This window comes from Nocardioides speluncae (genome assembly GCF_003121585.1).
In the GTDB taxonomy this organism is placed as follows: domain Bacteria; phylum Actinomycetota; class Actinomycetes; order Propionibacteriales; family Nocardioidaceae; genus Nocardioides; species Nocardioides speluncae.
In genome coordinates this window covers 15,967-37,948 of record NZ_QEOO01000031.1, presented here as the reverse complement: position 1 = coordinate 37,948, position 21,982 = coordinate 15,967, and the positions used below count along the sequence as shown (strand labels likewise).

Genomic DNA, 21,982 nt, shown 5'->3' with positions numbered 1-21,982 from the left:
CGGGGGCTAGCCGCCCGCCGACACCACGCCGTGGTCGAACGCGAAGACGATCGCGGCCGCGCGGTCGCGGACCCCGAGCTTGGCGAACAGGTTGCCGACGTGGGTCTTCACGGTGGTCTCGCTGAGGTACAGCGACGCGGCGATCTCGGCGTTGGTCGCGCCGCGTGCCATCAGCCGGAGTACGTCGTACTCGCGCTCGGTGAGCCCGTCGAGCCGCCGGCGCTCGCGAGCGGCGGGAGCCACCGACTGGCGGTAGGCGTGCAGCAGCCGCGGGGTCACGCCGGGGTCGAACCACGCGCCGCCGCCGGCCACCGCCCGAGCCGCCGCGATCAGGCCGCCGGCCGGGCTGTCCTTGAGCACGAAACCCGCTGCCCCGGCCTGGATCGCGCCCCAGAGCAGCTCGTCCTCGTCGAAGGTGGTCACCACCAGCACCGGCGGTGGGTGCTCCAGCGTGGCCAGCGCCCGAGTGGCGGTGATGCCATCGACGCGGCGCATCCGCAGGTCCATGAGTACGACGTCCGGCCGGGTGCGCGTCACCGCCTCCTCGACCTCGTCGCCGTCGGCGCACTCGGCCACGACCTCGAACCCGTCCTCCGGGCCGAGGATCCGGGCCAGCCCGTTGCGGACGATGTCCTGGTCGTCGACCAGCACCACGCGGATCACGGCGGCGATCACAGCGGCACCTCGCACCGCACCAACCAGCCCGACTCCACCGGACCTGCGAGCAGGGTTCCGCCGACCACCTCGGCCCGCTCACGCATGCCGAGGATGCCGTATCGCGGCTGCCGCTGGTCGGGCTCGGCGGCCGGCTGCCCGAGGCTGGCCACCTCCAGCACCGCCACCGCGTCGTCGACGTGGATCCGCACGGTCGTCTCGGCCTTCGGCGCGTGCCGGGTGGCGTTGGTCAGCGCCTCCTGGGCGATCCGGTACAGGGTCACCCCGACCACCGGGTCGACGCGCGCGGTGTCGCCCTCGGTCAGCAGCGTGACGTCTAGTCCGGCGCTCCGGGCGTCCTCGACCAGGCGGGAGATGTCGTCCGCTCCGGGCGGCGAGGCCGATTCCTGGCCGCCCTCGTCGCCGTCACGCAGCACCGAGAGCGTGGCTCGCAGCTCCCGCATGCTCGCCCTCCCCACCCGCTCAGCCGTGGCCAGCGCCTCGTCGGCCGCCTCCGGGTCCCGGAACAATACGTGGCGGGCACTGGTCACCTGCACCATCGCCGCCGCCAGGCCGTGCCCGACCAGGTCGTGTACGTCGCGTGCCACCCGCCGCCGTTCCTCCCGAACCGCCTGCTCGGCCAGCTCGTGCCGGGCCGCGGTCAGCTCACGCACCAGCACCTCCTGCCGGTGCACCGCCCACCCCATCGCCGCCGGGAACGCGACGCCGATGGTCCAGATCCACGGCACGAACTCGGCCCGCTGCAGCAGCCACCACCCCAGCATCGGCGCCGTTACCGTCAGCCCGACCAGCACCCAGGTGGTCCATCGCGATTCGCCCCAGCCGGTGAGCGCCAGGCCCAGGATCGAGAGCATGAACAGCCCGACCTCGAGCGCCCCGGTCGACTGGCTTGCCACGGTGCTCACCAGCACCACCGGCGCCACCACCTCGGGCGGCACGTCGTACCAGGACCAGAACATCAGCGCGAGCGCCGCAACCGTCAGCGAAAGCCCCGCCCACCACACCGCCGGGTCGACAACCAGCGCGCTCACGAGGACCAGGCCACAAAGCACCGGCACCACCAGCCGCACCACGTCAGGCTGGTCGTCCCCCTCCCGCGCACGAACGCCAAGCCCGCCCATGCGGGAACCCTATCCCTGCAAACCGCCCTCCGACTCCACCCACAGAACGACCCAACAACCACGACCACAGAACCAACCACCAGCAATGCGAAGACCGTGGGCGACGGCGGTGACTCCAGCGCACGCCGGGCGGCGTAAAGGGGCTTGGCCGCGGCGCGCGCGTAGAGCGCGCAACCAAAGGAGAGGCCGTGCGCGCGACGCGCCGCCCCAGCGCCCGGCGTGCGTTGGAGGCGCCGCTGTCGCCCACAGTCCCAAGCAAGACACAAGCCACCCACAACATGCCGAAGCCCCCCGAGAGCCTGACGGCTCCCGAGGGGCTTCGTGCGCTGCTACCTACTTGCTGATCTTGGTGACGCGACCGGCACCGACGGTGCGGCCACCCTCACGGATCGCGAAGCGGAGACCCTCGTCCATGGCGATCGGCTGGATCAGCTCGACCGACATCTCGGTGGTGTCACCGGGCATGACCATCTCGGTGCCCTCGGGAAGGGTGACAACGCCCGTCACGTCCGTGGTACGGAAGTAGAACTGCGGACGGTAGTTGTTGAAGAACGGCGTGTGACGGCCGCCCTCCTCCTTCGAGAGGATGTAGACGTTCGCCTCGAAGTTGGTGTGCGGGGTCGTGGTGCCCGGCTTGATGACGACCATGCCGCGCTCGACGTCCTCGCGCTTGGTGCCACGAAGCAGCAGACCGACGTTCTCGCCCGCCTGGCCCTCGTCGAGCAGCTTGCGGAACATCTCGACACCGGTGACGGTGGTCTTCTGCGAGCCCTCGCGGATGCCGACGATCTCGACCTCCTCGTTGACCTTCACGATGCCCCGCTCGATACGGCCCGTGATCACGGTGCCACGACCGGTGATGGTGAAGACGTCCTCGACCGGCATCAGGAACGGCTTGTCGGTCTCGCGCTCCGGGGTCGGGATGTGCTCGTCGACCGCGTTCATCAGCTCGACGACGGTCTCGCCCCACTTGGCGTCGCCGTTGAGGGCCGGGGCCGCCGCAACGCGCACGACGGGGATGTCGTCGCCCGGGTACTCGTACTCGGAGAGGAGCTCGCGCACCTCCATCTCGACGAGCTCGATGAGCTCCTCGTCGTCGACCATGTCGCACTTGTTGAGCGCCACGACCAGGGTCGGCACGCCGACCTGGCGAGCGAGCAGCACGTGCTCACGGGTCTGCGGCATCGGGCCGTCGGTGGCGGCGACCACGAGGATCGCGCCGTCCATCTGGGCCGCGCCGGTGATCATGTTCTTGATGTAGTCCGCGTGACCCGGGCAGTCGACGTGGGCGTAGTGACGCGCCTCGGTCTGGTACTCGACGTGCGCGATCGCGATCGTGATACCGCGCTGACGCTCTTCGGGAGCCTTGTCGATCTCGTCGAACGGCGTGAACGGGTTCAGGTCCGGGTACTTGTCGTGCAGCACCTTCGAGATCGCCGCGGTCAGCGTCGTCTTACCGTGGTCGATGTGACCGATGGTGCCGATGTTCACGTGCGGCTTGGTCCGCTCGAACTTCGCCTTAGCCACTGGGGCTCCTCCTGTTGATTGTTACTTGACTCGTGTTTGGTTGAACTGGGTACGCCGGTCTGGGCTACTCGCCGCGGACCTTCTTGATGATCTCGTCGGCGACGTTCTTCGGAACCTCGGCGTACGAGTCAAACTCCATCGAGTACGAAGCCTGACCGGAGGTCTTGGACCTCAGGTCGCCAACGTACCCGAACATCTCGGACAACGGCACGAGGGCGTCGACGACGAGGTCGCCGTGCCGCTCCTCCTGCGCCTGGATCTGGCCACGCCGCGAGTTCAGGTCGCCGATGACGGTGCCGAGGTAGGCCTCTGGCGTGACCACCTCCACCGCGAACATCGGCTCCAGCAGGACCGCGTTGGCCATCCGTGCGGCCTCCTTGAACGCCTGGTTGCCGGCGATCTTGAAGGCGAGCTCGGACGAGTCGACGTCGTGGTAGGCGCCGTCCTCCAGGGTGAACTTCACGTCGACCATCGGGTAGCCGGCGAGTACGCCGAACTCCATGGCCTCCTGGCCGCCCTGGTCCACCGACGGGATGTACTCGCGCGGCACGCGACCACCGGACACGTTGTTCTCGAACTCGTAGCCCGCACCGTGACCGGTCTCGGGGTCGATGTTCGGCGCCAGCGAGACAACCACCTTCGCGAACTGACCCGAACCACCGGTCTGCTTCTTGTGGGTGTACGAGTGCTTCTCGACGGTCCTACGGATCGTCTCGCGGTAAGCCACCTGCGGCTTGCCGACGGTCGCCTCGACCCGGAACTCACGCTTCATCCGGTCGACGAGGATCTCCAGGTGGAGCTCGCCCATGCCGGCGATGATCGTCTGGCCGGTCTCTTCGTCGGCCTTGACCGTGAAGGTCGGGTCCTCGTCGGACAGCCGCTGAATCGCGGTGCCGAGCTTCTCCTGGTCGGACTTGGTCTTGGGCTCGATCGCGACCTCGATCACCGGGGCCGGGAAGCTCATCGACTCCAGGACGACCTGGTTCTGGGGGTCGCTGAGCGTGTGACCGGTCTTGGTGTCCTTGAGGCCCATGACGGCGACGATCTGGCCGGCGCCGACCGACGCGATCTCCTCACGCTTGTTGGCGTGCATCTGGTAGACCTTGCCGATCCGCTCCTTGCGGCCGTTGACCGAGTTGACCACGGTCGCGCCGGCCTCGAGCTTGCCCGAGTAGACGCGGACGTAGATCAGCTTGCCGAGGTGCGGGTCAGTAGCGATCTTGTATGCCAGGCCCGAGAACGGCTCGGAGTCGGACGGGAGTCGCTTGATCTCCTCCTCCTCGTCCCGCGGGGAGTGACCGATGATCGCGTCGATGTCGAGCGGCGACGGAAGGAACTTCACGACCGCGTCGAGCAGCGGCTGGACGCCCTTGTTCTTGAACGCAGTACCGCACAGCACCGGGTTCAGCTTGTCGGCGAGGGTGGCACGTCGAATCGCGGTCTCCAGCTCTTGAGGAGTGAACTCGTGCTCCTCGAGGTACTTCTCCATGGTCTCGTCGTCGGCCTCGGAGAGCGTCTCGAGCAGCTTCTCGCGGTACTCCTCGGCCTGGGCCTTGAGCTCGGCGGGGATCTCCTCGACGACGTAGTCCTCGCCCATGGTCGTCTCGCCGCGCCACACCAGCGCGCGCATGCCGATCAGGTCGACGACGCCGATGAAGTCGGACTCGGCGCCAATCGGGAGCTGCAGCACCAGCGGGGTGGAGTTCAGCCGGTCAACCATCATCTGGACGCAGTTGAAGAAGTCGGCACCGGTGCGGTCCAGCTTGTTGACGAAGCACATCCGGGGCACGGAGTACTTGTTCGCCTGGCGCCACACCGTCATCGTCTGCGGCTCGACACCGGCGACACCGTCGAAGACCGCGACCGCGCCGTCGAGGACGCGCAGCGAGCGCTCGACCTCGGCGGTGAAGTCCACGTGACCCGGGGTGTCGATGATGTTGATCTGGTGGTCCTTCCACCAGCAGGTCGTCGCGGCCGACGTGATCGTGATGCCGCGCTCCTGCTCCTGCTCCATCCAGTCCATCGTCGCTGCACCCTCGTGGACCTCACCGATCTTGTAGGTGATTCCGGTGTAGAAGAGGATGCGCTCGGTGGTGGTGGTCTTGCCGGCGTCGATGTGCGCCATGATGCCGATGTTGCGGACCTTGTTGAGGTCCGTTGTGATGTCGACGGCCACGGTGTGTCGCGTTCCTTAGGAAGAGGTTTGGATGGGCAGCGGTCGCGGGAGTACGGCGTACTCCCGCGCGGCTGTCACCAGCGGTAGTGGGCGAAGGCCTTGTTGGACTCGGCCATCTTGTGGGTGTCCTCGCGCTTCTTGACAGCGGCGCCGAGGCCGTTGCTCGCGTCGAGGATCTCGTTCATGAGCCGCTCGGACATGGTCTTCTCGCGGCGGTCCTGGGCGTAGCCCACCAGCCAGCGCAGCGCCAGCGTGGTGCTGCGGCCGGCCTTGACCTCGATCGGGACCTGGTAGGTCGCACCGCCGACGCGGCGGGACTTGACCTCGATGGCCGGCTTGACGTTGTCGAGCGCACGCTTCAGCGTGACGACCGGGTCGGTGCCGGTCTTCTCGCGGCAGCCCTCGAGGGCGCTGTAGACGATCCGCTGGGCGACCTGCTTCTTGCCGTCCTGCAGAACCTTGCTGACCAGCTGGGAGACGAGGGTCGAGCCGAAGACCGGGTCGACGTCGATGGGCCGCTTCGGGGCGGGACCCTTGCGGGGCATCAGCGGTCTCCCGTCTTACGGAGGTCGGTGGTGGCGGTGTGCGAGTTCGGGGCGGGAACGGTTCCCACTGGGCGGGCCATCAGCTCTTCTCCTTCTTGGCGCCGTAGCGGCTGCGGGCCTGCTTGCGGTTCTTCACACCCTGGGTGTCGAGCGAGCCGCGGATGATCTTGTAACGCACACCGGGCAGGTCCTTCACACGACCGCCGCGGACGAGCACGATCGAGTGCTCCTGAAGGTTGTGACCGACACCCGGGATGTACGCCGTGACCTCGACGCCGCTGGACAGGCGCACACGGGCGACCTTGCGCAGAGCGGAGTTCGGCTTCTTCGGGGTGGTGGTGTAGACGCGGGTGCAAACACCGCGTCGCTGGGGCGAACCCTTGAGGGCAGGCGTCTTCTGCTTCGACACCTTGTCCTGGCGGCCCTTGCGGACCAACTGCTGAATGGTGGGCACCGGGTGGTTCCCCTTCTTTTCTACTCTCAGAACCCGGCGCTCTGCCGGGCACGATAAAGACTGCTGTTCTGATGTGCCTGGTTGGTCGTGGGCCAACCGCGTCGCGCGCTCTCGGCCCCCGCGGTCGGGCGTGTCATCGCTTCCACGCTCGCTCGCACGTGTCTCGACGTGCGATCGGGATCGAGTGCCTCGAGAGCTCGCGACCTGGCCGCGAACTGTTTTCGAGCATGCACAACGGTCTGGTTGACCCAGACACGATGACCGAGGTTACTCGGTCGCCCCGGCGGGGGTCAAAACCGGCAGCAGCCGCACCCGCGGCTCTCCTGCCCGCTCGCGTGCCCGCAGGAAGAGAGCCACACTCAACAGTGTGCCGGTGAGCACCAAGGAGCCGCTGACCAGCAGCGTCCAGCGGGCGCCCAGCACCTCGCCGATCCAGCCGATCACAGGGGCGCCGAGCGGCACCCCGCCCATGAAGACCATCAGGTACAGCGACATCACCCGGCCGCGCATGCCGGCGTCGGTGTGCAGCTGCATGTACGCGTTGGCCGAGGTCACCACCGTCAGCGCGGTGAGCCCGATCAGCGGGGTCAGCAGCGCGAAGACGACGTACGACGGAGCCAGGCCGGCCGTGATCTGCAGCAGACCGAGCGCGACCGCGGCGCCGATCACCATCCGGTGCCGGACCCGGGCCCGGCGGGCGGCCAGCAGTGCGCCGGACAGGGAGCCGACGGCGAGGACGGTGCCGAGCAGGCCGTACTCGGCCGGGCCCTTCCCGAACACCTCGGTCGCCATGAGCGCCGAGGTCAGCTGGAAGTTCATGCCGAAGGTGCCGACAGCAAAGATCACGCCGAGGACCAGCATCAGGTCCGGCCGACCACGCAGGTAGCGCACGCCCTCGCGGACCAGGCCGGGCTCGCGGCGCAGCGGATCGGGCGTGTCCAGCGCGGCCCGGTCGAGCGCCTGCAGCGCGAGGATCGGGCCGATGTAGGTAAGGCCGTTGAGCAGGATCACCCAGCCGGTGCCGGCAGCGCCGCCGCCGAAGGCCGCAATCAGGACGCCGGCGAGGCCGGGCCCGACCAGGCGCGCGGCGTTGAACGAGGCCGAGTTGAGCCCGACCGCGTTGGTGAGGTCGTCGCGGTCGACGATCTCGGAGACGAAGGACTGCCGGGCGGGCGCGTCGAACGCGGACGCCGAGCCGAGCACGAACGCGAGCACGTAGACGTGCCAGATCTCGACCGTGCCGGTCACTGCCAGCAGGCCGAGGAGGAGAGCGGGGACCGCCATCGCGACGTTGGTCAGCTGCAGCAGCCGCCGCTTCGACACCCGGTCGGCGACCAGGCCGGCGAACGGCGAGAGCAGGAGGAACGGCAGGAACTGCAGTCCCGTGGTGATGCCGAGCGCCATACCGCTGCCGGCGCTGAGCACGAGCACCAGCCAGTCCTGCGCCACGCGCTGCATCCAGGTGCCGACGTTGGAGATCACGCCGCCGGCGGCGTAGATGCGGTAGTTGGAGTTGGACAGGGACCTGAAGGTTGGACTCACTAGGTGTTGGCAAGCCTTTCGAGCAATGGGGCCGCCTGGCGGAGGACGGCGCGTTCTTCGGGTGTCAGCTCACGGAGCCGCTGCGCGAGCCATGCGTCGGTACGACGGCGGTCGGCCAGGACGGTGGCCTCGCCATGTTCGGTCAGCGCGACCAGCACCTGCCGGCCGTCAGTGTCGTGGGGGCGGCGGTTGACGTAGCCGTCGCGCTCCAGGCAGTTGATCGTGCGGGTCATCGACGGCGGCTGCACCCGTTCGTGGGCGGCCAGCTCGCCGACGGTGAGCTCCCCCTTGCGGTAGAGCCAGCCGAGCACCGCCGTCGCGGCGATGCTGAGCTCGCTATCGGCCTCGTTCACCAGCCGCCTGCGCAGCCGCATCACCGACACCCGCAACACCGACGCCAGTCCGGCGTCCGTGCGCGCGACCCTCTTATCCGTAGGCATGGTAATTACCCTAACTCATTACCTTGCCTAACTATTCCGGCGGAGCGAAGCGAGCCGGAAGAGGAGTCGACCCGGCTCTTGTTTGCGGCGAGCGCAGCGAGCTATGCGAACAAGGGCCGGGTCGGCGACCCCGTCCACGCACGCGAGAGCGAGGCCAGGGGCTCAGCAACAGAGGGTTTGCTTGAAACCCCAGCCAGAGCCTCGCTAGCTCAGCCAGCTGCTAACCGGACTGATCGCGAAGTAGAGGACGAAGAGGGCGGCGACGACCCACATCAGCGGGTGGATGGCGCGCAGGTTGCCGCGGACGGCCTTGATCAGCACCCAGCTGACGAAGCCGGCACCGATGCCGACCGAGATCGAGTAGGTGAACGGCATCAGCACGATGGTCAGGAACGCCGGCAGCGCGATCTCGAGGTCGTCCCAGTCGATGCCGGTGACCTGCTGCATCATCAGGAAGCCGACCAGGACCAGCGCCGGCACCGCCGCCTCGTTCGGGATGATCGTGACCAGGGGCGCGAAGAAGGTCGCGAGCAGGAACAGCACGCCGGTGACGACCGAGGCCAGGCCGGTGCGGGCGCCCTCGGCGACGCCGGATGCGGACTCGATGTAGGAGGTGTTGCTGGAGACGCCGGCCGCGCCACCCGCGGCGGCGGCGAGCGAGTCCACGACCAGGATGTTACGGACGTTCGGCGGGATGCCGTCCTCGTCGAGCAGGTCGGCCTCGGCGCCGATCGCGGTCATCGTGCCCATGGTGTCGAAGAAGTCGGCCAGCAGCAGCGTGAACACGAACAGCAGCGCGGTCACGAACCCGGCCTCCTCCCAGGAGCCGAGCAGGTTGAAGTTGCCGAGCAGCTGCAAGTCGGGCTTCTCCATGACCTTGTCCGGCCAGGCCGGCACACCGAGGTTCCAGCCGGTCGGGTTGGGCGTGCCGTCTGCGCCGAACGCCGGGCCGGGCTCGACGAGCTTCTCGACGAGGATCGCGACCAGTGTGGTGACCACGATCGAGATCAGGATGGCGCCGCGGATCCGGCGTACGAACAGGGCGATCACCAGCACCAGGCCGAAGACGAAGACCAACACCGGCCAGCCCTCGAGCCGGCCGCCGATGCCGAGCTCGACCGGCACCGGGCCGGTGCCGGTACGGCGTACGAACCCGGCGTCGACCAGCCCGATCAGCGCGATGAACAGGCCGATGCCGACCGAGATCGCGATCTTCAGCTGCGCGGGTACGGCGTGGAACACGGCCTCGCGAAAGCCGGTCAGCACCAGCACCAGGATCACCAGGCCCTCGATCACGACCAGGCCCATCGCGTCCGACCAGGTCATCTGGCTGGCGATCGAGTAGGCGACGAAGGCGTTCAGGCCGAGACCGGTGGCGAGCGCCAGCGGATAGTTGGCGGCGACGCCCATGAGGATCGTGAGTACGCCAGCCACCAGGGCCGTTGCGGCCGCGATCGCGGCAGTGTCGCCACCCGCGAGCAGTGCGCCGTCGGCGTCCTTCGCGTTGCCAAGGATGATCGGGTTCAGCACGATGATGTAGGCCATCGTCAGGAACGTCACCACGCCACCGCGCAGCTCCGCGCTCAGCGACGAGCCGCGCTCGCTGATCTTGAAGAAGCGGTCGAGTGCGGACGTGGCTGCGACGGCGCTGGTCTTCCCGAGATCGGTCACGCGGCTCAGAGTGGCAGAATCCGCGCTTTCTGTTAAGGAAAATCTGCCGCGAGTTACGCTCTGGTCATGGAGCTTCGCGACGAGCAGCCGGACCGGCACGAGATCGGCAGCCGGACCTACCTCGTCGCCGACGTGGACCCGCTGGACGTCGACGGCGTGCGCACGGTCGAGGTCGGGACGGCGCTATGGCTGATCGCGTTCGTCGGCCTGCTGCCGTTCTACGGCCGGCTGGAGAGCACCGGCCGGCTGTGGTGGCTGTGGACCTGCATGGCCGGGTTCGGCCTGGGCCTGTTCGGGCTCGAGTACTGCCGGCGCCGGCGCAAGGCCCGCGAGCAACGCAGTAGCGGCGGCGGTCGCCGCCGCGCGGTCTAGATCCAGATCTGTCGTTGAGCGGCATCGACGTCCCGGCGGACGAGCCCACACGGCTGCGTGAGCGCCTGGACCGGATCGGCCTGCCAGGTCTGGTGGACGTGCATACGCATTTCATGCCGGCGCCGATGCTGGACAAGGTGTGGGCCTACTTCGACCGGGCCGGACCGCTCACCGGGCGGGCCTGGCCGATTGCCTACCGCCACAGCGAGGACGTGCGTGTGGCGACGCTGCGTGCACTCGGTGTCGAGCGGTTCACCTCGCTGACCTACCCGCACAAACCGGGGATGGCGGAGTGGCTCAACGCCTGGACCACCGAGTTCGCCGACCGCCACCCGGACTGCCTGCGCTCGGCGACGTTCTTCCCGGAAGCCGGCGCCGCGTCGTACGTCAGGGAGGCGATCGACGCCGGAGCGCAGGTCTTCAAGGCCCACGTGCAGGTCGGTGGCTACGACCCTGCCGATCCGCTGCTCGACGGAGTGTGGGTCGCGCTCGAGGAGGCCGGCACGCCGATCGTGACCCATGTCGGCAACGGCCCCGCGCCCGGCGCCCACACCGGCCCGCGGGCCGCAGCGGAGCTGCTGCGCCGCTACCCAGACCTGACGCTGGTCGTCGCGCACCTCGGCCTGCCCGACTACGGCGCGTTCCTCGACCTGGCTGCTGTGTACCCGCGGGTCCACCTCGACACCACGATGGTCTTCACCGCGTTCACCGAGGCCGACAACCCGTTCCCCGCGAGCAGACGGGGCGACCTGCTCGCGCTGAGTGAGCGGATCCTGTTCGGGAGCGACTACCCCAACATCCCGTACGCCTACCTCGAGGCGGTCGACGCCGTGCTCGGCCTCGGCCTGGGTGACGACTGGGCGCGCGGCGTCCTTCGTGAGAACGCCAGGCGGCTCTTCAGGCTTTAGAGCGCCTCGAACTCTTCGTGGGTGACAGTGTCGAAGACGTGGCCCGGCAGCGGCTGCGGCTCGTGCCGCTTCGCGAGCTGGACCTCGGAGTGGGCGCCGCAGCCGTGGTCATAGGAGACCACCCGGCCGTCGTCGTTGGCGTTGCCGTTGGCGCAGACGCCGAACAGCTCCGAGAGCGGTCCTGACAGCCGGACCAGGAACCCGCAGGTGGTGCAGGTGGCGGGGGCGGACTGGGCGAGCGGGGTGTCCGGGCCGCCGTCGCCGCCGTACCACCGCTCGGCGGCCAGGTCGCGGCCCTCGATCGACAGCGTCCGCACCCGGCCCAGGCCGAGGTCGTCGGCGACCTGTCGCACCTGCGCGCGGTCGTTGTCGGACAGCGGCGGGTCGACCGGGTCGTCGCCGAAGGAGTACGTCGGGACCAGGCGCGGGTCGTCCTCCTCAACCGGGAGCAGGTCACCGGGTGACAGGTCGCCGGGCTGGATCCGCTCCTTGTAGGGGACCCACTCGGGCGCCACGATCGCCTCGTCGCCCGGGATCAGCACGACCTCGTCGACGGTGATCTGCTTGGCCCGCGACGCGCGGGCGACGGTCACCGACCAGCGCCAGCCGCGGTAGCCGGCCAGTGTGCACTCGAACAGGTGGGTGACCACACGCTCGCCCTCGGCGATGTGGCCGAGGTGCTCGCCGACCTCCGACTCCGCGATCTGCTCCAGGAGAGCACCGCGAGCGGTGTCGACGGCCTTGGCCGCCTGGGCGTCGGTCTTGGTGCGTGTCGCCATCACCGCGAAATCATGACCTATCCCGGCGAGAAAGTCTCGTTTGGGGCTCCACGCCGAGGCCGGTGCCGACCGCCGCATCACCCGAGCAGGCAGGATGTCTGTTATGACCAGCACGCCACCGCCCGGCTCCTCGGAGGAGCAGCGCTGGCGCGACCCGCATCCGTACGACGACACCAAGGGCGGTCCGGACGAGACCGCGGCGCAGCGCGCGCTTCGCGCCACCGGCACCGGCGCGAAGGCGACGGCCCGCGGCGTACACGGGGTCGCCCGGGTCACCGGGGCCGCCGGTGGCCGCGCCCTCCGGCTGGCGCGGCGGGCCTCGCACGCGGAGGGCGCCGGCGAATCGGGGCTGTTCCGGCTGATCGAGCTGCACGCCGTCAACGCGGCCGCCGACGCGGCGATCGCGATCTCACTGGCCGGCACCCTGTTCTTCCAGGTCCCGACCGGCGAGGCGCGCGGGCAGGTGGCGCTGTTCCTGGCGCTGACGATGCTGCCGTTCGCGATCGTGGCGCCGCTGATCGGGCCGTTCCTCGACCGGTTCAGCCACGGCCGGAGGTGGGCGATCGGCGCCACCATGGCGGTGCGCGCATTCCTCTGCTGGGTGCTGGCGAGCGCGGTCGCCACCGAGTCCACCTGGATGTTCCCGGCGGCACTGGGCTGTCTGGTCGCGTCCAAGGCGTACGGCGTGACCAAGGCGGCCGCCGTACCCCGTCTGGTGCCGCGGAACCTGACCCTGGTCAAGGTCAACGGGCGGCTGTCGCTGGCCGGCGTGGTCGGCGCGGCGGTGTCGGCGCCGATCGCGGCGCTGGCGGCGACGATCGGCGCGGAGTGGGCGCTGCGCTACGCGTTCCTGCTGTTCCTGGCCGCGACCGCGCTGGCGATCCTGCTGCCGGCGAAGGTCGACTCGAGCGTCGGCGAGGCCAAGGCGTCGATGCTGGCCGGCGACAGCGATCCGGCCGCCAATGGCGAGGCTCCGCGCGGCAACCGGCGCCCACAGGTGCGGATTCCCGGCACGGTCGCCTTCGCGCTGCGCGGCAACTGCGGACCGCGCTGGCTGTCCGGCTTCCTGACCATGTTCATGGCGTTCCTGTTGCGCGAGAACCCGATCGACGGCTGGCGGCCGGAGCTACTGCTGGCGATCGTGATCGGCGCCGCCGGGCTCGGCAACACCCTCGGCATCGCCCTCGCCGCGCTGTTGCGGCGTCTCAACCCGACGATCACGGTGGTGATCGCGCTCGCCGCCGATGCCGCCCTCGCGCTGTTCGGCGCGCTGTTCTACGGCGTACTCGTGCTCGCCGCGATCGGCTTCACCGCCGGCCTCGCCCAGATCCTCGCCAAGCTCTCGCTCGACTCGCTGATCCAGCGCGACGTCCCGGAGCGGGTGCGCACCAGCGCCTTCGCCCGCTCCGACACCGTCCTCCAGCTGGCCTGGGTGGTCGGCGGCTTCGTCGGCATCGTGATGCCCCTCGAACCCCGCCTCGGCCTCGGCATCGCCTTCGGCGTACTGGCCGGCTGGTTCGTCTTCGTCCTGGCCATGCGGCCGCGGCCGGAGGTGGCGGCAGTTTCGCAAGGTACCCAGTGAAACCGTCCGACCCCGTCGGATACTTCGCGTGGGCTGGGACAATTTCACTAGGTACCTAGTGAAACCTGCCCGCCCGTCACTAAAGCTCCAGCTCGTCGGCGAGGGCGCGGAGGAGCTTGGCGGTGGGCTTGGCGGTGCGGGGGTCGGGGGCGCGGCCGTGGCGGTAGCCCTCGCCGACGCCGTCGAGCAGCCGGATCAGGTCCTCGACGATCGGGACCATCTCCTCGGGCTTCTTGCGCTTGGCGTGCGACTGGGCCTTGGCCACCGACGGCGGCGCGTCCAGCACCTTGACCTGCAGCGCCTGCTCGCCCCGGCGGCCCTGGGCGATGCCGAACTCCACGCGCGTGTTGGGCTTCAGGGTCGTCACACCTGCCGGCAGCGCATCGGCGTGCACGTAGACGTCCGCGCCACCGTCCTGGGTCAGGAAGCCGAACCCCTTGTCAGCGTCGAACCACTTCACCTTGCCAACGGGCACCGGAGACCTCTTCCCAGCTCACGCCGCGGCACTTTCGCCGCGGATACGCAGCCAAGCCTATTCCGCACATCCGCAGCCGAGCGAGCGGGTTGCCCGGCATGACCACTAGGTCAGCGGTAGCGCTCGGGGTCGTCGAGCAGCTCGTTCATCGCGCCCGAGCGGAACCCACGCGAGTCGAGTACGGCGTCCGGGAAGCCGGCGGCGCGCACCGCTTCGAGTACGGCGCCGGCCGCCGCCGTGTCCTCGGCCAACCCGTCCGTGAGCAAGGCGGCGTCGACCTCGACCGAGGCCCGCTCACCCAGGTCGCGAACCCGGAGGTCGGAGCTGGTCAGCCCGGCGCCGGCCAGCGCGGCACGAGCAGCCGCCTCGGCCCGCTCCACCCGCGCCAGTCGGTACGGCGTGACCTCGACGCCGTACGCCACCCGGGACGCGAGGCAGGCCGCGGCCGGCTTGTCCCAGGTCGGCAGCTCCCAGCGCCGGGACGCCGCGCGGATCTGTTCCTTGGTGAGCCCGGCGTCCAGCAGCGGCGTGATCGCACCGCGCTCGTCGGCGGCGCGGATGCCGGGCCGGAAGCCGGCGACCGCGTCGTCGGCGTTGGTGCCGGTGGCGATGTGGGCCAGGCCGTGCCGGGCCGCCAGCGGCAGCAGCGTCTCGACCAGCTCGGCCTTGCAGAAGTAGCAGCGGTCGCCGTCGTTGGCCCGATACCCCTCACGGTCCATCTCGTGGGTCTCCGGGGTGAAGACGCGAACGCCGAGCCCCTCGGCGAAGGCCCGCGCCGGGTCGCGCTCGGTGGACGCCAGCGAGGGTGAGTACGCCGTGGCGGCGGCGACCCGGTCGGCGCCGAGCGCCCGGACCGCCGCGGCCAGCACGAAGGCGCTGTCCGCACCGCCGCTGAAGGCCACCAGGACGGATCCGCGTGAACGCAGGTCCGCCTCCAGTGCCGCCAGTCGCTGGTCGAGAACGTGCTCGTCGAGCCAGCCGGGGAACTCGGTGAGGCTGTCGAGGACCACGTCGGTCCCGGCCTCGACCAGCTGCTCGCGGGTGCAGCCACCGGTCAGCACCGATACCGCGGTCGCCCCGGCAGCCCGGGCACCCTCGACGTCCAGGACGTGGTCGCCGACGTACACCGACGCACCCTCGGCGAGCAGCGTGTCGGCCTTGCCGGTCCCCCACATGTCGCCCTGGACCCGGTCGACGTCGAAGCCGAGCGCCTCGACGTGCAGCCGGGCATTGGCGGCCGCCTTCGCGGTCACCAGGACGCTGCGGCCACCGTGCCGGCGTACCGCCGCAAGCGCGTCGTGGGCGCCCGGCAGGGCCGGGGTCGGCGCGATGCCGTGCTCGGCGTACCGGGCGCGGTACCGGTCGGCTGCGTCGGCCACCGCGTCCTCCGGCAGGTGGAAGGCCAGGATCTGCTCTAGCGGCAGCCCGATCCGCGAGGCCATCTCCTCGATCGGGAAATCGAAACCGATCTCGTCGCCCACCAGCTTCAGTGTGGCCGCGAATCCGGGGCCGGTCTCAATCAGTGTGAGGTCGAGGTCGAAGCCGACCACCAGGGGTGGCCGCGCGGCGCGCTCGAGACCGGTCACAGTTGCCAGCCTACGTACTCGTCCGTAGGCCCGGCGCGGCGGCCGGGTGCGGACGCCCGGACACCCGGGGCTGTGCATTCGTGGGTTTCCTGGGGAGAATGTGGCGGGTGCAGTCCGATCGTGAAGGGATTTCGTGTTCCGTGAGGGAGTTGGCGGGGTGAGCCGACGCGCGTTCGTGCGCAGTCGGTGGCGTCCTGTCATCCTCTGCGCAGCACTGGTCGGCAGCCTCACCGCCGGCCTCTCCCCGCACGCTGCCGCCGCCCGGCCGCAGCTCGACGACGAGCGCGCGCTGTACCTCGTGACCCTGGACGGCCCGGGCGCTTCGGCGTACGCCGGCCCGCTCGCCGCCAGCGCCTACCGCAGCCAGCTGGTCGACGCGCAGGACCGGACCTTGGCGGCCGTCGGCAGCGTGCTGCCGGTGTACCGGTGGACTACCGCGCTCAACGGGTACGCCGTCTCCCTGACCGGCGCCGAGGCCCGGGTTCTCGCCGCCGAGCCCGGCGTGGCGCTGGTCGAGCGCAACTCGGTCCGCAAGCTTGCCTCGGCGGCCGGCTCGGACACCGTGTCGGCCGGGCTGCCCGGCGGCACCACCCGGGGCGGCAAGGGCGTGGTGATCGGCGTCATCGACTCCGGAATCTGGCCGGACAGCCCGGTGTTCGCCGCCGTACCCGGGCTCGGGCCGGCGCCGCGCGGCTTCCAGGGCAGCTGTGACGAGGCCGAGGAGTGGCCGCAGTCCACCTGCAACAGCAAGCTGGTCGGCGCCCGCTGGTTCGTCGCCGGATTCGGCACCGACAACGTCAGCAGCGCCTCGTCCCTGTCTCCGCGCGACGACGACGGCCACGGCACCCAGGTCGCCTCGATCGCGGCCGGCAACGCCGGGGTCACCGTTCGGGTTCGCGGCCAGCAGCTCGGCACTTACTCCGGCGTGGCGCCGCAGGCGCGGCTCGCGATCTACAAGGCCTGCTGGACCGCGCCCGACCCCGACAAGGACGGCTGTGCCAGCGCGGACCTGGTGACCGCGATCGACCGCGCTACCGCAGACGGCGTCGACGTGCTCAACCTGTCCGTGGCCGGCCCGCGGGAAATCGACACCGTCGACCGTGCGCTGCTCGGCGCCGTCGAGGGCGACGTCTTCGTGGCCGCGGCGGCCGGCAACGACAGCGGGTACGCCGCCCACTCGGCGCCCTGGGTCACCACGGTCGCCGCCACCGTCGGCCGGCAGCGACGCGGCGAGCTCGCGATGCCCGACGGCCCGACCGTCGCGGGCGCGATGGTGTCCGGCTCCGGCGTGGGCCCGGCCCGCGTCGTACTCGCCGAGGACATCGCCGCGCCGGGCGCGCGCACCAACGCCGCGCGCCTGTGCCGGCCCGGCTCGCTGGACGCCGCCGCGGCGGCCGGCCGGATCGTGGTCTGCGACCGCGGCGAGATCGGCCGGATCGACAAGTCGCGTGCCGTCCAGCTGGCCGACGGGGTCGGGATGATCCTGGCCAACGTCCACGGTGTCTCGACGGCGGCCGACTTCCACGACGTACCCACCCTGCACCTCGCAGCGGCCGACGCCGACGTGGTCCGAGACTGGGTGCGCGCCAACCCGGAGACCGCCGTGACGCTGCGGCCGGCCGGCTTCGGCAGCGACGCCCCGCGGATCTCCTCGTGGTCGGCGCGCGGCAATCCTCGCGCCGGCATCGTCAAGCCCGACGTGGTGACGCCCGGATCGGCCGTGCTCGGCGCGTCGCCGCCGGCCACCGACAGCGACCGGCGCTGGAACTTCACCGCCGGCACGTCCGCCTCCGCGGCGCAGGTCAGCGGGCAGGCGGCCGTGCTCCGGGCCAAGCACCGCTGGTCCCCGACCGCGGTCCGCTCGGCGCTGATGACGTCGGCCGCACCGCTCGTCGGCGACGTACCGGCCACCGCGCAGGGCAGCGGGCGCAGTCAGGCGCTGCGGGCCAACCGTCCCGGCCTGGTGTACGACGAGAAGCTGCCCGCCTACCGCCGCTACCTACGCGGCGAGGTCCCGGCGGCCACCTTGAACCAGCCGTCGATCATGCTGCGCGGGCAGCGTGGCACCGTGACCCGGAAGGTCACCAACGTCGGCACGAAGGCGATGTACTACTCCGCCCACGTCGTCGGCCTCGAGCACCACCAGGTCCGGGTCACCCCCGCCGCGATCAGGATCGCCCCCGGCGAGACCCGCACCTTCCGAGTCACCAACCTCGGCCCTTACACCCCCCACGCCCTCGACAGCGGCTGGGTCACCTGGCTCGGCGCCAACGGCATCACCGTCCGCATCCCGCTCGTTATCGCCCGCTGACGCGGGCGGCGGTGGTTGCGGTTAAGACAAACCCTCGGTGGTCCCGCCCGTGCCTCGCTCACGCGTGCGTGGACGGGGTCGCCCACCCGGTGGGTGGTCGCGGTGGCCTGTCGACCTACTCGCGGGAGACCCGCATCTCGCGGTCGCCGAACATCACCTTGTCGCCGTCCACCAGGGTGGCCGGGCGACCGGCGGTGAGGTCGCGGTTGACACCCTGCCGGATCAGGATCGAGCCGTTGGTCGAGCCACGGTCCATCACCACCAGGACGCCGTCGGAGGCGAGGTGGAACTGAGCGTGCGTCTTCGACAGTGACATGTCGCTGGACGGCAGCGGCACGACGTGCTGCACCGGCTCGCCGGCGCGGCCCTCGGGCCGCCGGCCGACCAGGCCGAGGCCCTCGACGAGGAACGACTCGCCGGTGTCGAAGGTGACCCGCCAGCGTGAGCCGGCGTTGGCTGCGGCCCGGCTGGTGGTCCGGCTGGTGGTGCGCTCCTGCACCGGTGGCGGAGGTACGGCGGGCGCGGCGACGTTGGGCTGCACCGGGGCCGGCGGCGTACTCGGCTGCGCACGATGCCGCGGCTGCGCCGGCTGGGCGGGAGGCTGGACCGGCTGAGCGGGCTGGCGTGCGGCGGGCTGCTCCGCCGGTGGACGAACCGGCTGCGTCGGCTGCGGCTGAACGGGCTGGACCGGCCGACGGGTCGGCTGCTGCACGGGCTGCGGCGGCTGGACCGGTTGCGCAGGCTGCACAGGCGGCACAGGAGGTGCCTGCCGAGTGGGCTGCTGGGTGGGCTGCTGAGTCGGCGGAGCCACCGGCTGCTGAGCGGGCCGCACCGGCTGGGTCGGCGGCTGCACCGGCTGCTGGTACGGCTGCGACGCCGGCGGGACGGTGGTCACCGGCTCCAGCACCGGACCGGCGGGGTTGGTCGGCGTCCGCTCGACGGGCGCCCGCGGCGGTGCTTCGACATGGGTCGCCTGCGGCTGCGCGGCGGGAACCAGCCGCATCGCAGTCAGGTTGACGATGTGCCGCGGCCCGCTCTCCTCCTCCTCGACGACCTCGGGCTCGGGCCGGATGTCGACGACGATCGAGTGCGCGACGTGGTCGTGCCAGCCGCGACGCTGCCGGCCGGCGTCCATCACCGCGGTCCAGGCCAGCGTCGCCACGCCGAGACCGAAGGTCGGCAGCCCGGCGGCACCGAGCACGAAGGTGCGCACGATCGCCGAGCCGACGCCGATCGGGGTGCCGGTGCCGTGGTGCACGGTGCGCAGCCCCATCGCCGCCTTGCCGGGCGAGGTGCCCTTGGCGCCGAGCGCGATGGAGAAGCCGAGGCCGGTCAGCAGTACGGCGCCGGCGATCACGCCGACACCGATCCACAGGTCGCCGGGCTCGATGAAGAACAGCCAGGCGGCCCAGGCGGCCACGGCGTACAACGACCAGGCGGTCAGCCGGTCGATGACGAAGGCATAGAAACGACGGTCCAGCTCCGCGGCGGGGAAGGTCGCGCCTGCGGAAGGGAGGGCGAGATCTGTCATCTGGTGACGGTTGCTCTCAGGGGTTCAGGACCTGGATGGTCACGCCATCGCCGAGGTCGACCACGGCACCGGGGATCAGCGCGACCGCGATGCCGGGCTGAAGCTCCTCCGGCTGCAGGCCGGGCTGAACCAGCACGGTGCCGTTGGTGGAGCCCATGTCGGTGACGATGGCCGCTCCGTGGTCGGCTCCGGAGCCGGGACGGATTTCCAGGTGGGTGGACGAGATCTCTTGGTTCGGGCTAGGCACGGTCACCAGCCGGGGCTGGTCGGTCGAGGTGAAGCGCCGCGCCTCGGGGGCGCGGCCGATCAGGATCGCGCGGTCCACCTCGATCGTCTCGCCACTCGAGAAGATCAGGTTCGCGACCGGGCGTGCGGTCACGCTCGGCGCCTGCGGCTGACCGGGGATGCCGGGTTGCGGGCGGGCGAACTGGCCCGGGTCCCATGCGCCGGCGCGGGTGTAGCCGTCGTGGTCGGCGTCCTCCTCAGCGGCCTGTCCCTGGTCCGGGGTCGGGGCGTATTGCTGCTCGCCCTGCGGCGGGTACGGCGCCTGCGGGGCGTCGGCCGGCTGCCACTCCTGACCCGACAGCGGGTCGCCACCGGGGAACGGGTTGGCCGGTGGCATCCCACCCTCCGGGGCGTACGCCGGCTCGGGCTGCCACTCGGGCTGCCCACCGCCTTGCTCACCAACCTGCTCACCGCCCCCGAAGGGGTTCTCCGGCGGCAGGCCCTGCGAATCCGGTCCGGGGTACGGCGCCTCAGGGGCAGCCGGCTTCGCGAACATGTCGCTCTCAGGCTCCGGCGCGGCCTCCGGCTCCTCGACGGGTGCGCCCTCCAGCGAGTCCTGCTCGACCGGCGCGGGCTTCTCCAGGCCGATGCCGCCGGCCGGCGCCTCCGGCGCGGCCTCCTCGACGACGGCCTCGGGCTCAGGCTCGGGCTCCGGCTCAAACTCAGGCTCGGCCACCGGCGCGGCGGCAACGTCGGCCTCGGCCACGCGGGCACCGCCCTCGGCGTACTGCGGTGGCTCGTCGACCTGGGCGACGCGGACCAGGCCGCCGCCGATCACCAGGTCATCGCCCGCGGCGCCGTCCTCCAGCGCCAGCTGGACGCTCTCGACCTTCTCGAGCGTGCGCTCGGCCCAGGTCCCGCCCTTGGTGGAGGTGACCTCGATGGTCTCGCCGCCGACCAGGGTGAAGGTCGCTGCCGCGGAGCCGCGGAGCAGCACCCGGGTGGCGCCCTCGGCGCGGCTCAGCAGCACGAATCCGGGCAGCGCACTGAGGCCGCTGGCAACCAGCGTGTCGAGCACGTCGTCGAAACCGGCTCCGTCGTCGACCAGCTCCCACAGCGCGGCTACCCGAGACTTCTCGGTGGGCGGCAGGATCACGGTCGCGTGGTCGCCAAAGATGCCGAACCACGAGCCTGGGCGATAGGACCGGCCCTGCCCGTCTGTCTGTCCGTTGCTCTTCTTTGTCACGGCAATGCCCCTAGCTTCTCGTGGAGACTCATCCGCTGTCGCTCGGCGTCGTAGGAGTCGATGTTCTCACTCAATCCCACCACATCGACCACGACGGCGGTCGCGTTGTCTGCACCCCCGGCAGCCACCGCCGCCGCCACGATCTGGTCGGCGGCGTCACGCGGGTCCTCCTCGACCCGAAGGATGCCGGCCATCTCGTCGTCCCCAATCATGCCGCTCACGCCATCGCTGCACAGCACCAGCCTCGCTGCCGACGACAGCGGCAGCAGGAAGAAGTCGGCCTCGACGTGACCCGGCCCGCCGAGGGCCCGGGTAATCACGTGCCGCTCCGGGTGTGTCGCAGCGTCGTCCACGGTGATCGCACCGGCGTCCACGAGCTCCTGTACGACGGAGTGGTCGACGCTGATCTGGTCGAGCTCGTCCTCGTGCAGCTTGTAGATCCGGGAGTCGCCCAGGTTGGCGAGCAGCCACTTCGGGCCTTCGTCGTCCTCGACCAGCACGGCCGCGACCACGGTGGTGCCGGCGTACCAGTCCGGGTGGCCGTTGGCGCGCTGGTGGGCGCCGTACTCCATGATCAGCCGCTGGCAGTTGTTGAGTACGCCGGCAACGGCGTCGACGCCCTTGCGGCTGTCGTAGCCCTCGTCCACCAGGCGCTGGAACTCCTGGACGACGATGGCACTGGCGATCTCACCGCCTTCGTGGCCACCCATCCCGTCGGCAACGACGAACACCGGAGGCGCGGCGAGATAGGCGTCCTGGTTCGCCTCGCGCACGGCTCCGACGTCGGTGGTGGCACCGAAGTGCAGCTCGACCACG

The 21,982-nt window shown here is 70.6% G+C and carries 19 protein-coding genes; 4 read left to right on the top strand and 15 right to left on the bottom strand.

Features of this window, described 5'->3' with window-relative positions; translation table 11 throughout:
* Positions 1-6 precede the first annotated feature (6 nt).
* The 9 genes from DDV73_RS16710 to DDV73_RS16670 form a co-directional block, all read right to left on the bottom strand.
* On the bottom strand, positions 7-675 hold the full coding sequence (locus tag DDV73_RS16710; protein WP_240617331.1) for a response regulator transcription factor: 669 nt from the start codon (positions 673-675) through the stop codon (positions 7-9).
* Entirely contained in the window at positions 672-1,796 is a 1,125-nt protein-coding gene (locus DDV73_RS16705) for a sensor histidine kinase (protein ID WP_154402788.1), read from the bottom strand. The genes DDV73_RS16710 and DDV73_RS16705 overlap by 4 nt, the downstream gene beginning before the upstream one ends.
* Positions 1,797-2,129: 333 nt before the next feature.
* Entirely contained in the window at positions 2,130-3,323 is a 1,194-nt protein-coding gene (tuf, locus tag DDV73_RS16700; RefSeq protein ID WP_109508404.1) for an elongation factor Tu, read from the bottom strand.
* A 64-nt stretch (positions 3,324-3,387) separates the two neighbouring features.
* Positions 3,388-5,499: an elongation factor G gene (fusA, locus tag DDV73_RS16695; protein ID WP_109508403.1), complete on the bottom strand. Its 2,112-nt coding sequence runs from the start codon at positions 5,497-5,499 to the stop codon at positions 3,388-3,390.
* Positions 5,500-5,573: 74 nt separating this feature from the next.
* The gene (gene rpsG, locus DDV73_RS16690; RefSeq protein WP_109508402.1) at positions 5,574-6,044 is read right to left on the bottom strand and encodes a 30S ribosomal protein S7; all 471 of its coding nucleotides are present in this window, start codon (positions 6,042-6,044) and stop codon (positions 5,574-5,576) included.
* 79 nt (positions 6,045-6,123) lie between these two features.
* Positions 6,124-6,498 (bottom strand): 30S ribosomal protein S12, encoded by a 375-nt coding sequence (gene rpsL, locus DDV73_RS16685; protein ID WP_109508401.1) that lies wholly within the window; start codon positions 6,496-6,498, stop codon positions 6,124-6,126.
* Positions 6,499-6,765: 267 nt separating this feature from the next.
* Complete coding sequence (locus DDV73_RS16680; RefSeq protein ID WP_109508400.1) at positions 6,766-8,040, bottom strand: MFS transporter; 1,275 nt, start codon at positions 8,038-8,040, stop codon at positions 6,766-6,768.
* Positions 8,040-8,480 (bottom strand): MarR family winged helix-turn-helix transcriptional regulator, encoded by a 441-nt coding sequence (locus DDV73_RS16675; protein ID WP_109508399.1) that lies wholly within the window; start codon positions 8,478-8,480, stop codon positions 8,040-8,042. Before DDV73_RS16675 ends, DDV73_RS16680 begins: the two co-directional genes overlap by 1 nt.
* A gap of 204 nt (positions 8,481-8,684) precedes the next feature.
* Entirely contained in the window at positions 8,685-10,151 is a 1,467-nt protein-coding gene (locus DDV73_RS16670) for an NCS2 family permease (RefSeq protein WP_206050924.1), read from the bottom strand.
* Between the two features lie 66 nt (positions 10,152-10,217).
* Between DDV73_RS16670 and DDV73_RS16665 the strand changes: the two genes are divergently transcribed.
* Together DDV73_RS16665 and DDV73_RS16660 are read left to right on the top strand one after the other, a co-directional pair.
* Positions 10,218-10,523, top strand: a complete 306-nt coding sequence (locus DDV73_RS16665; protein ID WP_170126034.1) for a DUF2530 domain-containing protein — start codon at positions 10,218-10,220, stop codon at positions 10,521-10,523.
* 14 nt (positions 10,524-10,537) lie between these two features.
* Positions 10,538-11,431, top strand: a complete 894-nt coding sequence (locus tag DDV73_RS16660) for an amidohydrolase family protein (RefSeq protein ID WP_240617330.1) — start codon at positions 10,538-10,540, stop codon at positions 11,429-11,431.
* Here the strand turns inward: DDV73_RS16660 and DDV73_RS16655 are convergent.
* On the bottom strand, positions 11,428-12,210 hold the full coding sequence (locus DDV73_RS16655) for a DUF3027 domain-containing protein (RefSeq protein ID WP_109508396.1): 783 nt from the start codon (positions 12,208-12,210) through the stop codon (positions 11,428-11,430). The two genes, DDV73_RS16660 and DDV73_RS16655, sit on opposite strands and share 4 nt — an antisense overlap.
* A 103-nt stretch (positions 12,211-12,313) precedes the next feature.
* Between DDV73_RS16655 and DDV73_RS16650 the strand changes: the two genes are divergently transcribed.
* Positions 12,314-13,792, top strand: coding sequence for an MFS transporter (locus DDV73_RS16650; protein WP_109508395.1), 1,479 nt, complete (start codon positions 12,314-12,316; stop codon positions 13,790-13,792).
* A 79-nt stretch (positions 13,793-13,871) separates the two neighbouring features.
* On the opposite strand, the gene DDV73_RS16645 is transcribed toward DDV73_RS16650, so the two are convergent.
* A complete protein-coding gene (locus DDV73_RS16645) occupies positions 13,872-14,267 on the bottom strand; it encodes a cold-shock protein (RefSeq protein WP_109508394.1) in 396 nt (131 codons plus the stop codon).
* 110 nt (positions 14,268-14,377) lie between these two features.
* Positions 14,378-15,853, bottom strand: coding sequence for an ATP-dependent sacrificial sulfur transferase LarE (larE, locus tag DDV73_RS16640; protein WP_240617329.1), 1,476 nt, complete (start codon positions 15,851-15,853; stop codon positions 14,378-14,380).
* Positions 15,854-16,010: 157 nt separating this feature from the next.
* Here larE and DDV73_RS16635 point away from each other — a divergent pair, with 157 nt between their 5' ends.
* Entirely contained in the window at positions 16,011-18,164 is a 2,154-nt protein-coding gene (locus DDV73_RS16635; protein ID WP_161962432.1) for a S8 family serine peptidase, read from the top strand.
* A gap of 115 nt (positions 18,165-18,279) precedes the next feature.
* Here the strand turns inward: DDV73_RS16635 and DDV73_RS16630 are convergent, their stop codons facing one another.
* Genes DDV73_RS16630 through DDV73_RS16620 form a run of 3 tightly spaced genes read right to left on the bottom strand, consistent with a single transcriptional unit; the run spans position 18,280 to position 21,981 of the window.
* The gene (locus DDV73_RS16630) at positions 18,280-19,695 is read right to left on the bottom strand and encodes an RDD family protein (RefSeq protein WP_109508391.1); all 1,416 of its coding nucleotides are present in this window, start codon (positions 19,693-19,695) and stop codon (positions 18,280-18,282) included.
* Positions 19,696-19,711: 16 nt separating this feature from the next.
* Complete coding sequence (locus DDV73_RS16625; protein WP_109508390.1) at positions 19,712-21,166, bottom strand: FHA domain-containing protein; 1,455 nt, start codon at positions 21,164-21,166, stop codon at positions 19,712-19,714.
* Complete coding sequence (locus DDV73_RS16620; protein WP_109508389.1) at positions 21,163-21,981, bottom strand: PP2C family protein-serine/threonine phosphatase; 819 nt, start codon at positions 21,979-21,981, stop codon at positions 21,163-21,165. Before DDV73_RS16620 ends, DDV73_RS16625 begins: the two co-directional genes overlap by 4 nt.
* Position 21,982: the final 1 nt, after the last annotated feature.